Raw genomic sequence first — 15494 nt, forward strand, 5'->3', positions numbered from 1 at the left:
GTCTGTCAGGCCTACAACGTGCATAAGCGCCTGTAGGCCTGATAAGCGGAGCGCCATCAGGCGCCCCAACGGGCAGTTATTTCAATAACCTAACCCGGCAAGTCTTGCCTTTAATCTTACCGTTTTGTAATTGTTTCCACGCCTTGTGCGCTACAGTCTGGCGAACGGCGACATAAACGTGTGCCGGGTGAACGGCAATTTTGCCGATATCGGCGCCATCCAGGCCAATGTCGCCGGTCAGAGCCCCCAGAACATCGCCAGGACGCATTTTCGCTTTTTTACCGCCATCAATGCATAACGTCGCCATCTCTGCTTCCAGCGGCAGGACTGAGCCATTAGCTGGCGCAGTTAGCCAGTTCAGCTTCAGTTGCAGCATTTCAGAAAGAATATTGGCACGCTGCGCTTCTTCCGGCGCACAGAAGCTAATCGCCAGACCGCTGTTGCCGGCACGCGCGGTACGTCCGATACGATGGACATGTACTTCCGGATCCCACGCCAGTTCGAAGTTAACTACCAGCTCAAGTGATTTGATATCCAGGCCACGTGCGGCCACATCGGTTGCGACCAGCACGCGCGCGCTACCGTTGGCAAAACGAACCAGCGTCTGATCGCGATCGCGCTGTTCCAGGTCGCCATGTAATGACAGTGCGCTTTGCCCTGCCGCATTCAGTGCATCGCAAACGGCCTGACAATCTTTTTTGGTGTTACAAAAAACCACGCACGATGCGGGTTGATGCTGGCTGAGTAGCTTTTGCAGCAGTGGAATTTTTCCGTGGCTGGAGGTTTCGAAAAACTGCTGTTCAATCGCCGGTAACGCATCGACCGTATCAATTTCAATCGTTAATGGATTTTGCTGTACCCGGCCACTGATAGCGGCAATGGCTTCCGGCCAGGTTGCGGAAAACAGCAAAGTCTGACGTGACGCAGGCGCAAAGCGAATGACATCATCAATCGCATCGCTAAAGCCCATATCCAGCATGCGGTCGGCTTCATCCATAACCAGCGTATTCAGGGCATCCAGAGAAACGGTGCCTTTTTGCAGGTGGTCAAGTAAACGACCCGGTGTGGCAACAATAATATGTGGTGCATGTTGCAGGGAGTCACGCTGTGCGCCAAAAGGTTGCCCACCGCACAGCGTTAAGATCTTGGTGTTTGGCAGGAAGCGCGCTAAACGACGCAGTTCACCCGCCACCTGGTCGGCAAGCTCGCGCGTTGGGCACAGCACCAGAGACTGCGTCTGAAACAGCGCGGCATCAATATGCTGTAATAGCCCAAGACCAAAAGCAGCCGTTTTGCCACTGCCGGTTTTAGCCTGCACGCGAACATCTTTACCCGCCAGGATTGCCGGTAACGCAGCAGCCTGAACAGGCGTCATTTCAAGATAGCCCAGCTCGTTAAGATTCTCGAGTTGAGCAGCAGGTAAAACATTCAGGGTTGAAAAAGCGGTCACAATTTAATCTCGCGGTAAAAACTCACATTCAGCAGGCGCGTATCCTCGCAGATCTGTGCCCGTGATGCGACAATTTAATCGGTTCTTCATCCGGCGGCGGATCCGGCATCGGCTGCGGACGAGGTATGGGATCGGGAATGGGAACCGGATCGGTCGGTAGCGAATCAGTGTGCGACGTTGCAATCAGACAGGTCATATACCCCTCCAGTCATTCAGGTTGACTCTTTTAGGGTAGACGCTGATTTCCTGCAGGCAAAAAAAAGCCGACTAATCTAAGTCGGCGTCGTACGAATCAATTGTGCTATGCAGTAATTCAAAAAAGGAAGTAAGACAATATGGAGCGCAACGCCCATCGCTTGACGTTGCATTCACCTGCGAGAGAGATATTGCCCCGAATAGGTAGATGGTTTATTGACTTCGCTCAAAAATCAGGACGTTTTCATGCGCAAAAGCCACTAAAAAACGTTGTTGTTACAACCATTTACTACGATGCAACCATAAAGTAACACCACCAATCAGGACCACTAACAGAATACAAAAGAGTGAGAAACCAAACTGCCAACCACCGCCGGGGATACCGCCGAGGTTGACGCCGAAAAGCCCAGTTAAAAATGTGCTGGGAAGAAAAACCATTGCCATCAATGACATTGTATACGTTCGGCGAGCCAGAGACTCCTGCATCACTTGCGCAATTTCATCCGCCATAATACCGGTCCGGGCAATACAGGCGTCTATTTCATCCAGCCCTCTCCCCAGCCTGTCAGCGATATCCTGCATCCGTCTCCGATGGTCGTCGGTCATCCAGGGTAAACGTTCACTCGCCAGACGCGCATAAACATCTCTCTGAGGAGCCATATAACGTCGCATTACAATCAACTGTTTGCGCAGCAATGCCAGGAAGCCGCGTGGGGGAATTTGTTGATCGAGCAAGTTATCTTCCAGATCGATAATTTTGTCGTGCAGTTGTTCGATAAATTCGCTGGCATGGTCGGTGAGCGCATCACAAACATCCACCAGCCAACTGCCACAATCAGCCGGTCCTGTCCCTTCCTGGAGATCGCTGACCACATCATCCAGTGCCAACACTTTGCGCTGGCGGGTTGAGACAATCAGACGTTCATCCATATATAAGCGCATCGCCACAAGTTGGTCAGGACGCTCGTCGGTGCTGCCGTTAATGCAGCGCAGTGTAATCAGCGTACCTTCCCCGACTCTACTGACGCGTGGGCGTGTACTTTCGCCTGCCAGCGCATCACGCACATTGTTGGGAAGAAGAGGTGTTGTCGCCAACCATTGGGCACTTTCAGGATGAGTGTAATTAAGGTGTAGCCAGCAGGGATGCTGACTATCAATTACATCATTATCGCTCAGCGGTTTTACTCCACCTCGACCATCCAGCAGCCAGGCAAACACGGCATCCGGCACATTAACATCCGTTCCCTTAATGGCTTCCACAGCGCCTCCACAAACATTCAGCCTTTTTCGTTAGTCTAGCTGTCAGAATATGTTAAGCAATATCTCATTGTCCCATTGTGCTGAAATGATTCATAAAAATATCTGATAATACAAAAAGCGCCGACGAATGCGACGCTTGCTTCGAAATACCCGGTTAAGCCCGCTGCCATCTCGCTGACTCAAGAGAGTTACTTAAGCGAAATTTATGTGTTCGCGACTGGAGATCAATCACCTGGTTTTTCAGGATACCCGAGGAATCAGAAAGCTCATCAACCATAATGGCATTACTTTGGGTTACATTCTCCAGTTCGGCCAGTGCATGAGAAATTCTGATAATTCCTTTCTCCTGCTCCTGTGTAGTGGTTAATATCTCGCCCATCAGTTGGTTTAATTGACCGGCACCACCGACAATATCATGCATATTTTTTTCTGCTTCACGCACAATAGCTGCACCTTGCTGAACATTTTGATGGGTTTGCGCAATCAGCTGCTTAATATTCTTAGCAGCATCCGCGCTACGGTGTGCAAGCATTCTGACCTCACCGGCCACCACGGAAAAACCTTTGCCATGTTCACCGGCCCTCGCCGCTTCCACTGCAGCATTCAATGCCAGAATATTTGTCTGGAATGCGATACCATCAATTAGCGTAATAATTTCCGTCATCTGCTGTGCACATTCGGTGATTGAACGCATATTTGTCGCAACCTGCACCATTAATTCGCCACCCTGAATGGCGCATTGCGTGGCAACTGTTGCCTGGACGCTGGCGATTTGCGTGTTGTCAGCATTATTTCGCGTATTAACGGCTATTTCATCCATATTAGCAGCCGTCTGCATCAATGCTCCAGATTGTTGTTCCGTTTTCACTGAAAGCTCGGCGCTGCGTTCCGCAAGCTGTTCAGAGAGCGCCATCGCCGTTTGTGAGGATGTTCTGATCTCATTAACGAGTGTTGAAATATTACTCGATAAACTATTGATGCCCGGTATTAGTCTACCCGCACAATTATTACCAAACTCTGGAATACTGATCGCCAGATTCCCAGACGTCACTTCCTCAATGCTCCTTTTTACCGTATTGATCGGCATGACCAGGTATTTCGTCATATACCACCATAAGCAAAATACAGAAATAAGGCTTACTACATTTGTACCAATTATAATTTCCGGCGTGGCCGAGAAAATTATCTCAACAATATTTAGAGCGACTGCCGAAATAAGCAGAAATAAAATAATAAAGGTTCTGACGCTAATATCATTTAACATTTTAGTCCTGTGCACTAAGAAATTATGTAGATATTATTTTTTATAGCACCTGCAATGCAGAATGCCATTGCTCTGCGACGAAAGCTGAACTTTCAATGAGAGCCTGCAATCCTTTTACTTAAGGCAAGAAATCACACCTTGTATTCCTGTTAGTTCAGTGTTTTATTCCATCAAATGGCTGTGATGGCGCCAGTCATCAGGTTATTGTGATGACAAGCACATGGAGAGCATAAAACACACAGAACTATAAATTTGGTGAATGTTTATATAAGTAATGGCTCGTTATTTTCACTATCTTCCTGTTTCCTCTAATACCAGTGTAAAAACATAAGAACATTCCCGGTTTTATCATGTTAACTGGACAAAACCTGCTAGATTTATTACCACGGCTTTTTTTCGATAGGTAGTATGATGTTGAACGTGTCGTGGGACCCTGTATTGATTGGGATTTCCTTTGTTGTCGCGTTTATTGCCTCTTTTATTGCTCTCGATAGTGCGGGCAAAGTGGCAATCTCCAATCGACGTGAATCAACCTTCTGGCGCCTGTCTGGCGGGGCTACGCTAGGGATGGGTATTTGGTCAATGCATTTTATCGGTATGCTGGCCATGAAAATGAGTATGCCGATCAATTACCATTTTTCGCTCACGGCATTTTCTTTCTTTATTGCGCTCATTTCTGCAACTCTCGCCATTAATATCGCCATTTCCGGTAATACGCTTTCAACAAAACGATTAGTCGTAGCCACAGGAATATTAAGCGCAGGTGTCGTCACCATGCACTACGTTGGCATGTATGCCATCATTGAGCATGTTGCCATCCTATGGAGTCATTCGCTGATACTGCTCTCAGTGATGATTGCCATCGTTGCATCTGGTGTGGGTTTGTGGCTGGCGTTTCATTTGCGCCAAAATACCCGTCGAGCCCTGTTCAATCGGCTTGTCGCCGCCCTTATTATGGCGCTGGCGATTGCCTCTATGCATTACACCGGGATGGGAGCGGCAACATTCACCCATTTTGGACACACTGTACACAATGGGCTCAGCACACTGGAACTCTCTGTCTGGGTCTGCGCCGTCACGCTGGTTATTTTGGGTATCATGCTGGTGGTGTCGATGGTGGATTCGCAACTGCGTACCTCCCGGCTGGCAGACAACTTACATCAACTTAACTGCCAGCTTGAGCATCAGGTCCACTTCGACGCACTGACCGGACTTGCCAATCGCACACATATAGATGCCTGCTTGCAGGCCTGTCTACAACATTCCAAACTGCATCAGCATCAATTTGCTCTGGTATTCATCGACCTCGATCGCTTCAAAGTCGTTAACGATACCTGGGGACATCACATCGGCGATCAGTTGCTGATCGCCAGTACGCAGCGAATCTACAGCTGCCTTGATGACACCATGACGCTGGCGAGGCTGGGGGGAGATGAGTTTATTCTTCTGGTTCCTGACTGTAATAAAGAGACTATCACCGCTCTGCTGACCCGGATTGCGGCTGCGATTGGCGATCCTTTCACGCTGTTTGGGTACACCATTCGGGTTTCGTTAAGTGCGGGAAGCAGTATTTATCCTGAACATGGTTCCACATTGCATGAGTTAAAAGTAAAGGCTGATATGGCGATGTATCATGTCAAACAGGCAGGCAGAAACGGTTGGGCTATTTATAGCCCGGAAATGGAAGCTATCGCCGATACACCGCCGACATTTTTACAGGAACTGTCACAAGCACTGGAACACGATCAATTTGAGCTTTGGTACCAACCCAAATACACCGCCGGAGATCATTCCCTGACCGGTTTTGAAGCGTTATTACGCTGGCATCACCCGGAACGCGGCATGCTGTTACCCGCAGAGTTTCTGCCTGCGCTGGAAGAAACAGGTCTTATCATTCCGGTCGGGAAATGGGTTATCCAGCAGGCATGCCAGCAGTTACATCAATGGAAGTTACAGGGCTATGCGGAATGGACCCTCGCCGTTAATCTTTCCCCTTCCCAGTTTGAACAACATGATATCGTTGATGTGGTTTGCAGCGCCCTTGCACAATATCAACTATCACCTGCATATCTCACGCTGGAACTGACTGAAAGTACAGCGCTTAAAAATTTAAAACGTAGCGCTGAAGTCTTGAATGCATTTTCAGCTTTAGGGATCACCGTTTCTATTGATGATTTCGGTACCGGTTATTCAAATATATTGATGTTAAAGTCTCTTCCGGCACGGGAATTAAAAATTGACAGAGTATTTGTTAAAGATATCAACGAGAACAGCAAAAATACAAAGATTGTGTCTACTATTATTGACATAGCCCACTCCATGAATATGCAAGTGGTGGCTGAAGGAATAGAGACCCAGGAGCAGGAAATACTCCTGACCCAGATGGGATGTGGCGTGCTGCAAGGTTTCTTGTTTGCAAAACCGTTGCCTGCGCATCAGATCCATGAATTGACTCCAACGGAAAGCAACATTAAGCAGCAGCGAATCGTACAGTCTTTATCTCCTCAACAATCGATAACATTATGAGACTGTAATATAAAAAACAGATGCCATTAAACGGGCAACACAGCAGATAAAGATAACGGGATTATCGATGAGCACAACCGAGCTGCATTCACTGGATTTATTAACCCTGCCGGTGTGGATTGTTTCGCCGCATACCGAAGAACTGGTGTTCGCAAATACCGTTGCGCGGGAACTGATGCAGGCCCCCTGCTTTTCTCTACTCCGCAAGGGTATATTTTCAACTCATGCCCAGAATGATTTAACCATGTATCTCAGCGATTTGAGAAATCATCACGACATTGTGGAAATCCTTACGGTTTGCCGCGAAGGTGAGGCCGTCGCAATGGCATGTCGCCTGTCCATCCGCTCTCTGCCGGAATCAGGTGACGTCATTCTTTTCGAAGGCATTGAAACACCGACTTCGCAAGGTCTGAAAGCGAGCCGTTCAGCGAATTATCAGCGAAAAAAACAGGGATTTTACGCGCGTTTTTTCCAGACCAACTCGGCACCAATGTTGCTTATCGATCCGTCCCGTGATGGGCTGATCGTCGATGCAAATCTCAGCGCGCTAAATTTTTATGGCTATAGCCATGATACGATGTGCCAGAAACATACATGGGAAATCAATACGCTGGGCCGTCATATACTCCCGGTGATGCATGAAATCGCCCATCTTCCCGGTGGCCATAAGCCTTTGCATTTTGTACATAAACTGGCAGACGGCACCTCCCGTCACGTACAAACCTACGCCGGTCCAATTGAAATCTACGGTAATAAGCTCATGTTGTGCATTATTCATGATATTACCGAGCAAAAGCGGCTGGAACAGGAGCTTGAGCGTGCGGCCCTGCGTGACGCCTTAACGGGATTGCTTAACCGCCGACATTTTTATCAGGTAACCGAGCCGGAACAGACCCACGCGATGTCACTGACACAGGATTACAGCCTGCTGTTGATCGACACCGATCGCTTTAAAAGCATTAACGATCTTTTTGGTCATTTAAAAGGTGATGAGGTACTTTGCGCTCTGGCACGCACACTGGAATCCTGTGCGAGAAAGGACGATCTGATTTTTCGCTGGGGAGGTGAAGAATTTGTGCTGCTGCTGCCGCGAACCTCGTTGGACACTGCCCTCAATCTCGCAGAAGTGATACGGGCGACGGTGGCCAAAGTGACTCTCCCTGGCCTTCCCCGCTTTACCGTCAGCATTGGCGTAGCTCGGCACGAAACAAATGAAAGCATCGATGAGTTATTCAAACGCGTTGACGACGCGTTGTACAAAGCCAAGAACGAAGGCAGGAACAGAGTGCTGGCCGCCTGATGTTTACGTCGTTCAGCGACTACGTTTAGCGTGACGCTCCCAGTTGTCTTGTTTTGCCTGTGCGGTTTTACGCAATGCCACATAACATGCCCCGCTGCCGCCGTGATGCGGCAGTGCGGCGCAGTATGCTTGCACATCGTCAAATTCCGTCAACCAGCGCGCCACGTAGCTGCGAACAATATTGGCATGGGAGTTATCGTCACGTCCCTTGCCGTGTATCACCAACACGTTACGCAACCCTTCCTGCTGCGCCTGCAGAATAAAGCTAAAGAGCATCTGGCGACATGTTTCAACAGGTTGGCGAATAAGATTGAGACTCGCCTGCTGCGGGTATTTTCCGTTTCGCAGCTTGTCGGTCACGCCGTTCTGTAAACCTTCGCGACGAAACTCGAGCGGCACATTCAACGGGACAATATCGAGAAATCCCGTCGAGAGAAAATTATCCAGTTGAAGCGTATCGACACGCGCCGGAGTGCGAAGATTGCGCATGGGCTGCCAGTGCACATCGGCATGGTTTTTCAGCGGTTGAACATCCCCCATTGCGTCAAGAAACAGCGATGCATCATCAAGGTTCATGTTTCATCCTCCAGCATATTGCGACGAGCATTATCATAACCGCGCACTATTATACCGACAACTATACCGGTAACGGTTTACGGTTATTTCCAATAATTAGCCGGATCCACCGCGCTGAACCGATCTACTCACGGCAAGTTGATATCCGTTTTTAGGGGTATAGCTGCGACGGTCACAGGCGTGATAATGTGTAGCCTCGCTTGAATGCTGTAATGAGAGAAACGGATGCTTAACTTACTGGAAGACACCATAGACACGCCGCTGGGCCCGCTGTGGGTTATTTGTGATGAGCAATTTCGCCTGCGCGCAGTGGAATGGGATCAGCACAGCGATCGCATGGAACAATTGCTTGATATTCATTACCGTACAGAAGGTTATCAGCGCATTACCGCCAACAATCCAGGTGGATTAAGCGACAAACTCTCTGAGTATTTTGCCGGAAACCTCAGCATCATTGACTCGCTGGAAACGGCAACCGCTGGGACGCCTTTCCAGCGTGAAGTTTGGCAAGCATTACGCACTATCCCCTGCGGGCAGGTCATGCATTATGGTCAGTTGGCCGAACAGTTGGGACGCCCCGGCGCTGCAAGAGCCGTCGGTGCAGCTAATGGCTCCAATCCAGTAAGCATTGTGGTTCCCTGTCATCGCGTCATTGGACGTAACGGCACCATGACCGGATATGCCGGCGGCGTACAACGAAAAGAGTGGTTATTGCGCCACGAAGGTTATTTGCTACTCTAGATTCCAGGCAATTAATGCCTTATTCATCACACTTCCGCATAATGCGACCCCAAATTAAGTGTGGTTAATCAAGCAGATACAAACATTCGCTCCAGTTATGCCTGAATTATTCTCTATTGGGAGTAGCTCAGGCTTACGTGCTCACCAAAAAGATGTTAAAATTGACAAATATCAATTACGGCTTGAGCAGACCTATGATCCCGGAAAAGCGAATTATACGGCGCATTCAGTCTGGCGGTTGTGCTATCCATTGCCAGGATTGCAGCATCAGCCAGCTTTGCATCCCGTTCACACTTAACGAGCATGAGCTTGACCAGCTCGATAACATCATCGAGCGCAAAAAGCCTATCCAAAAAGGGCAGACGCTCTTTAAAGCAGGTGATGAGCTTAAATCACTCTACGCTATCCGCTCCGGAACGATAAAAAGCTATACCATTACCGAACAAGGCGATGAGCAAATTACCGGTTTCCATCTGGCGGGTGACCTGGTAGGTTTTGACGCCATTGGCAGCGGCCATCACCCGAGCTTTGCTCAGGCGTTGGAAACCTCAATGGTATGCGAAATTCCTTTCGAAACCCTTGATGACCTGTCCGGTAAGATGCCGAACCTGCGTCAGCAGATGATGCGTCTGATGAGTGGCGAAATCAAAGGCGATCAGGATATGATCCTGTTGCTGTCGAAGAAAAACGCTGAAGAGCGCCTGGCGGCCTTTATCTACAATCTGTCTCGTCGCTTCGCCCAGCGTGGGTTCTCGCCTCGTGAATTCCGCCTAACCATGACCCGTGGCGACATCGGTAACTACCTCGGTCTGACGGTTGAAACCATCAGCCGCCTGCTGGGTCGTTTCCAGAAAAGCGGCATGCTGGCGGTGAAAGGCAAATATATCACTATTGAGAACAGCGACGCGCTGGCAGTTCTTGCCGGCCACACGCGTAACGTTGCGTAATCTTTCCGCAAGCCTCTCAGTTATCCTTCTGTCAAATCGCTAAATTTTCCCGATTTATTGATCTGGCAGGAGGTTATTCCCTGTTTCAATCTTCATTATTGGGTTACTCTTTTAGTTACAAACTGCGATGACAGTTGTAAGGAGACTTAGCGAGAAATCGTATAAGTATCTAAATAGACATAGGTTTTCCTAACTCACAACAATTCACATACACAAATCTGTGAAATTGGAGTTAGAGATTATGGCTAGTATCACCACCAAAGAAAGAACATCCCCTAAAGGCATTACTTCCTATCAAGTTCAGGTACGTGGTAAAGGTGTCGATAAGCCTTACAGCAAAACATTCCCCACATCACAAGAAGCCCAAGAATGGGCAGCTCTGCAAGATGCAAAATTGAATCATGGAGAAATAGATGATTCACAAAGCACAGATGCAGCTACGCAAAATCTAGCGTCTAATACCCCTGCTTCTTCTACAGAAAGCGCGTACAGCATCGCTAACATCGTTGATGAATACTTACGAGACACTCAATTTAAAGGGGGGATAAAGAAAAAGGGATATGCAACTGTTGTGCAACGTATGAGTACCCTTTCACAAAAGCTTGGCAACAAAGGTATAGATACACTTACTAAAAAGGATATTCAAGAATACACGATCACACGCCGTGGAGATCTTGCCCTACGTTCACGTAAACCTATCGCTCCCGCTACTATCCGAAAAGAATTAGAGATCTTACGCCGTGTTCTTAGATGGGCTGTTGAGGAAAAAGGGATTAAGGCACAAGTACAAATTAAGGGTGATTTGCTTCCAGAGAATGGCAAAGGTCGTGATCGAGTTCTGACAGAGGAAGAATATAAAAAGTTATGTGAATGGTGTCATATCCATATGTGTTGGCTGGAACCTATGATAATTTTGGGATGGGAAACAGCTATGCGACGTGGTGAGATCCTTTCTCTTGTCCCTGGCTGGATTGATTTTGATGCGAGAGAAATTAACCTCCCTGCTGAGGTTTGTAAAAATGGTGAAACTCGTAAAGTTCCACTGTCAAACAATGCAATTGATTTATTGAAACGTCTTATTTGTACTGGTGAGACTGCAATGAAAGATGAACAATTGTTCTTTACCATTAGCTACAATACTGTTCCACAACGTTTTAAACATGCCTGTAAAGCTTGTGGTATTGAAGGTGCTGTATTTCATAGTCTGAGACATAGCGCCTGTTCACGATACGGTAAAAAGCCAGGAATGAATGTTATCTTGTTATCACGTATAACAGGACACAAAGATTTAAAAATGTTGTCTCGTTACTTCCACACTGAATCTAACTTCATTGCTGATTTAATGAACCAATAACTATAGCCACACGATTCATAAACACAATATAATGATATCAAATCATTCAGTCAGTGATTAATTCTTTCTATAATATTGATAATAAAAATATTGTTAATTGTTAAATATGTTAAGGGCTTATAGATGATAGGTGCTATTTTTGGTGTAATGATATTTATTGTTACATGCTTTTTATTTTCATATATTCAAACCATTAAACGCTGTCGTATGTTTTATTACCTAGAGTGTCTAAAATATGCTTTAGACTTTAACAAGGAAACTGAGGCTAGTCAGTCATTAATTCAAATATTGAACATTGAGGCTAAAAAACTCAAACTTAGCAAACAATCTTCAATACTTCAGGAAATGGATCTGTATATTCAGAAAAATTTTAACGGGAATTTTAAAGACTTTATGGCCTACGCACGTAATAAAGGTTTCAAAGGGTAACCATGAAAAATACAGCTTTAGCATTATTTCTGATATCTGGAGCAGTCAATGCTTCTGATAATAACTATTCAAATGCTCAAAAATCATTTTTTTGCGCTGCTACTCTAAATGAGATTAACGGTGCTGAAATGGCAATGGCGCGTTTAAATAACCAGTCAGAGGATCAAATAAGTATCAATGCAAAACCAAAATTCCAACAGATAGATCACTATATAAACTATGCAACAGAGCAAATGAATATCTATTATTCAGAGAAAAATTTAGGTGCTGTTACAGTATCCGATATTGCCACATCATATGCTAGCTCTATATCTTTTGTGAGTATACTACCTGACTATCCAGGACCAGAAACACAATTGCATTATGTAACTCGTAAGTTAACTTGGCATATGGATAAATATAGCCGTCAAGGTTGTGAAACAATAGCTAATGCGTCAAAAAACTCAGATGAGAAGGAAGTAAAATGAAAAAAATAATATTGATATTAGGTTTTGCTTTGTCTTTCAATGCAATCTCTGCCGAGAAAGCCTCTATTGCTGGAATGTCAGAAGACCAATCAATAATTAAGCTCGATGATGGTTCAATTTGGTCTGTTAATGCCGTAGATCAATTTGAGCTTGCTACTTGGTTAGTAGGTGAGGATGTGGTTATTAATGACAAAGAAGATCAAATATATAATATAGATGATGATTCATCAGTTGATGTAAATAGAATTAGATAATAACTAGCCCCCTCTCTTGGGGGCTTTTAATTTATCATGAGTTATAAATTGCAGGTATTCCAAGGAAGATTCCAAGGTTCCATAACCTGACTTTGTACGGTGTCATAAAGAGTAGAATTAAACATCACAGATGTTACCTTGCAATCACTGTAAGTTTTTCCATCCTTACCAATAAAGGAACCTCCTTTACCATATAAATCAAGTATGCTACCAAGTCCATAAGCTTTGTTAAGATTTGCCTGATACTCCATTTCATAAAATTGTTTGTCGTCTTTAACAAGAACATGTCTATCAGTATCATTGACAAACCAGATAGATATCTTCTCTGTTTTTCCGAAATCATTTCTAATTAATACTAGATTTGGTTTCCTATTAGAAACCCATGTCTCTGCTTTTGCCTGAGTTTTATCAAACCTTTCTTGCTCAGCCTTTTTATCAGAGTAGAGAACATAAGCAATGCTTATACCTATCAATAGAACAATAACGATAGCTATTATGCCTACTATTTTAAAAAATTTGATGATGGGTGACTTAGTTGGCTTACTGCCATCTACAACGCCATCAGGCTTTTCACGCTGTCCCTTGTTCATTGATTGACCTTAGCAAAGAGAAAAGATTAATATGATTTAAGCCATTATACAGATCTTTGAAACTGATATTCAAAGTTTATATTGAAAGATTATTATGTCTGACATGTTAGATTTCTCAAAGCAAGAAGAAGATGATGTTGGTTATGATTATGATACTGATGATTCAGGTTACGATCATGATGAAAGTGCTGAGTATGCAGATCGTCCAGAATTAGATGATTACGATAAATGGAATGAATAAGAATCAGCCCCCTTAATTGGGGGCTAATTTTACTCTTGGTTATTCCTGATTGATTCAGTGGTTTTAGTAAATGGAATAGAACCTTTTAAACCCTTCTGACTTACTTCAAGTAATTTCATCGTTGAAGGCATTGAATAATTACCACGTAGAGCCTGAGAGAGTTCTTGTAATCCTAAATCAGTTTGTCCTTTAACTAATTTGCTAACAATCATCTTAGCCATTGGTGCAGTCACCACCCCTAACCCACCTGTAAGGTGGAACAATCCAAAGTGAGATATCAATTTACCAACGATGTTATAAGCAAGTTGACTTGTTTTATTTTTTGGAGAATTGGCCATGTATTTACGCATTGTATTCAAATCATCAAGTGTCTTATGATAATTTTCAAACTCTTGTTTGGACATATCAAATTCATCATATGCTTTCTGTTGAGTCATTTCATTACGTAGATCTTTGATACCTACATTAGCCTTTTCCCATTGTCCATTACGTAGATCTTCAATAACAGGAACCATTGATTGCCAGCCAATTGAATCAGGAATAGTGATTTTATCAGCGATGTGTTCACCAAGATTAGTTAATACTTTATTAGCTGCACTGGCATTCTTACCAGCCTGATCCATTGCCTTGATTCCAAGATATTCACCTAACTTGCCAATGTAACTATCATCAAATGATTGAATCGCCACGGGTTTAACAGACACCTCGGAGTCATTTAAGATGACTTAAAGAGAGGTGCCCATGAGCGGTAAACGTTATCCCGAAGAGTTTAAAATTGAAGCAGTCAAACAGGTTATTGATCGCGGTCATTCTGTTTCCAGCGTTGCAACACGTCTCGATATCACCACCCACAGCCTTTACGCCTGGATAAAGAAGTACGGTCCGGACTCATCCACTAATAAAGAACAGTCAGATGCTCAGGCCGAGATCCGCCGACTCCAGAAGGAGTTGAAGCGGGTTACTGACGAACGGGACATATTAAAAAAAGCCGCGGCGTACTTCGCAAAGCTGTCCGACTGAGGTACGCCTTTATTCGTGACAACTCCCGTTGCTGGCCTGTTCGTCTGCTCTGCAGGGTGCTGGATGTTCATCCCAGTGGCTTTTACGCCTGGTTTAAACAACCGTATTCTCAGCGCCACCAGGTAGATCTGAGACTGACGGGACAGATCAAACAGTTCTGGCTGGAGTCCGGTTGCGTTTATGGTTATCGCAAGATCCATCTGGACTTGCGGGATAGCGGTCAACAGTGCGGAGTGAACAGAGTCTGGCGACTGATGAATCGTGCCGGGATAAAGGCTCAGGTCGGGTACCGGAGCCCGCGGGCACGCAAAGGCGAGGCCAGTATCGTATCGCCCAACAGGCTCCAGCGACAGTTCAATCCGGATGCTCCGGATAAGCGTTGGGTAACGGACATAACCTACATCAGGACCCACGAAGGCTGGCTGTATCTTGCTGTGGTTGTTGATCTGTTCTCACGCAAAATTATCGGCTGGTCAATGCAATCCCGGATGACAAAGGACATTGTCCTGAACGCACTGCTGATGGCTGTATGGCGGCGTAATCCCCAAAAACAGGTGCTGGTTCATTCGGACCAGGGCAGTCAGTACACAAGCCATGAGTGGCAGTCGTTCCTGAAATCACACGGCCTGGAGGGGAGCATGAGCCGTCGCGGTAACTGTCACGATAATGCGGTTGCAGAAAGCTTTTTCCAGTTGCTGAAACGCGAACGGATAAAGAAAAAGATCTACGGAACGCGGGAAGAAGCCCGCAGCGATATTTTTGATTACATCGAAATGTTTTATAACAGTAAGCGTCGGCATGGTTCGAGCAATCAGATGTCACCGACAGAATATGAAAACCAGTATTATCAACGGCTCGGAAGTGTCTAGATTATCCGTGG

17 protein-coding genes are annotated in these 15494 nt (G+C 45.8%); 10 read left to right on the forward strand and 7 right to left on the reverse strand.

Annotation, left to right across the window (positions count from 1 at the left end; genetic code table 11):
* Positions 1-76: 76 nt before the first annotated feature.
* The 4 genes from dbpA to OGX89_RS00530 form a co-directional block, all read right to left on the reverse strand.
* Positions 77-1450, reverse strand: coding sequence for an ATP-dependent RNA helicase DbpA (gene dbpA / locus OGX89_RS00515; RefSeq protein ID WP_063940801.1), 1374 nt, complete (start codon positions 1448-1450; stop codon positions 77-79).
* A 28-nt stretch (positions 1451-1478) separates the two neighbouring features.
* The gene (ynaL, locus tag OGX89_RS00520; RefSeq protein ID WP_003833213.1) at positions 1479-1646 is read right to left on the reverse strand and encodes a proline-rich small protein YnaL; all 168 of its coding nucleotides are present in this window, start codon (positions 1644-1646) and stop codon (positions 1479-1481) included.
* A 275-nt stretch (positions 1647-1921) separates the two neighbouring features.
* On the reverse strand, positions 1922-2905 hold the full coding sequence (gene zntB, locus OGX89_RS00525) for a zinc transporter ZntB (protein ID WP_003833215.1): 984 nt from the start codon (positions 2903-2905) through the stop codon (positions 1922-1924).
* 154 nt (positions 2906-3059) lie between these two features.
* Positions 3060-4169: a methyl-accepting chemotaxis protein gene (locus OGX89_RS00530; RefSeq protein WP_003833217.1), complete on the reverse strand. Its 1110-nt coding sequence runs from the start codon at positions 4167-4169 to the stop codon at positions 3060-3062.
* Between the two features lie 411 nt (positions 4170-4580).
* Between OGX89_RS00530 and OGX89_RS00535 the strand changes: the two genes are divergently transcribed.
* Together OGX89_RS00535 and OGX89_RS00540 are read left to right on the forward strand one after the other, a co-directional pair.
* Entirely contained in the window at positions 4581-6695 is a 2115-nt protein-coding gene (locus tag OGX89_RS00535; protein WP_126957649.1) for a putative bifunctional diguanylate cyclase/phosphodiesterase, read from the forward strand.
* 67 nt (positions 6696-6762) lie between these two features.
* A complete protein-coding gene (locus OGX89_RS00540) occupies positions 6763-7995 on the forward strand; it encodes a GGDEF domain-containing protein (protein WP_003833223.1) in 1233 nt (410 codons plus the stop codon).
* A 12-nt stretch (positions 7996-8007) separates the two neighbouring features.
* Here the strand turns inward: OGX89_RS00540 and smrA are convergent, their stop codons facing one another.
* Complete coding sequence (gene smrA / locus OGX89_RS00545) at positions 8008-8571, reverse strand: DNA endonuclease SmrA (protein ID WP_003833225.1); 564 nt, start codon at positions 8569-8571, stop codon at positions 8008-8010.
* Between the two features lie 225 nt (positions 8572-8796).
* Between smrA and ogt the strand changes: the two genes are divergently transcribed.
* From ogt to OGX89_RS00575, 6 genes are all read left to right on the forward strand, one after another.
* The gene (ogt, locus tag OGX89_RS00550; protein WP_003833227.1) at positions 8797-9312 is read left to right on the forward strand and encodes a methylated-DNA--[protein]-cysteine S-methyltransferase; all 516 of its coding nucleotides are present in this window, start codon (positions 8797-8799) and stop codon (positions 9310-9312) included.
* Between the two features lie 194 nt (positions 9313-9506).
* The gene (gene fnr / locus OGX89_RS00555; protein ID WP_003020397.1) at positions 9507-10259 is read left to right on the forward strand and encodes a fumarate/nitrate reduction transcriptional regulator Fnr; all 753 of its coding nucleotides are present in this window, start codon (positions 9507-9509) and stop codon (positions 10257-10259) included.
* 241 nt (positions 10260-10500) lie between these two features.
* A complete protein-coding gene (locus OGX89_RS00560) occupies positions 10501-11613 on the forward strand; it encodes a tyrosine-type recombinase/integrase (protein ID WP_126957635.1) in 1113 nt (370 codons plus the stop codon).
* A 123-nt stretch (positions 11614-11736) separates the two neighbouring features.
* Complete coding sequence (locus OGX89_RS00565; RefSeq protein ID WP_126957637.1) at positions 11737-12042, forward strand: hypothetical protein; 306 nt, start codon at positions 11737-11739, stop codon at positions 12040-12042.
* A 2-nt stretch (positions 12043-12044) separates the two neighbouring features.
* A complete protein-coding gene (locus OGX89_RS00570; RefSeq protein WP_126957639.1) occupies positions 12045-12509 on the forward strand; it encodes a hypothetical protein in 465 nt (154 codons plus the stop codon).
* Positions 12506-12763, forward strand: coding sequence for a hypothetical protein (locus OGX89_RS00575; RefSeq protein WP_126957641.1), 258 nt, complete (start codon positions 12506-12508; stop codon positions 12761-12763). Before OGX89_RS00570 ends, OGX89_RS00575 begins: the two co-directional genes overlap by 4 nt.
* Positions 12764-12804: 41 nt before the next feature.
* On the opposite strand, the gene OGX89_RS00580 is transcribed toward OGX89_RS00575, so the two are convergent.
* Positions 12805-13353: a hypothetical protein gene (locus OGX89_RS00580; RefSeq protein WP_126957643.1), complete on the reverse strand. Its 549-nt coding sequence runs from the start codon at positions 13351-13353 to the stop codon at positions 12805-12807.
* 94 nt (positions 13354-13447) lie between these two features.
* Here OGX89_RS00580 and OGX89_RS00585 point away from each other — a divergent pair, with 94 nt between their 5' ends.
* Entirely contained in the window at positions 13448-13594 is a 147-nt protein-coding gene (locus OGX89_RS00585; protein ID WP_185879300.1) for a hypothetical protein, read from the forward strand.
* Positions 13595-13623: 29 nt separating this feature from the next.
* On the opposite strand, the gene OGX89_RS00590 is transcribed toward OGX89_RS00585, so the two are convergent.
* On the reverse strand, positions 13624-14298 hold the full coding sequence (locus OGX89_RS00590) for a hypothetical protein (RefSeq protein WP_126957645.1): 675 nt from the start codon (positions 14296-14298) through the stop codon (positions 13624-13626).
* Between the two features lie 37 nt (positions 14299-14335).
* Between OGX89_RS00590 and OGX89_RS00595 the strand changes: the two genes are divergently transcribed.
* Positions 14336-15483, forward strand: a protein-coding gene (locus OGX89_RS00595; protein ID WP_155959297.1) for an IS3 family transposase whose coding sequence is annotated in 2 segments (ribosomal slippage) — positions 14336-14573 and positions 14573-15483 — 1149 coding nt in all. Because the reading frame shifts where the segments join, the coding sequence is not laid out codon by codon here.
* The last annotated feature ends 11 nt before the right edge of the window (positions 15484-15494 follow it).

Origin of the sequence: Citrobacter sp. Cpo103 (genome assembly GCF_030332605.1) — a bacterium.
Lineage (GTDB): Bacteria > Pseudomonadota > Gammaproteobacteria > Enterobacterales > Enterobacteriaceae > Citrobacter > Citrobacter portucalensis.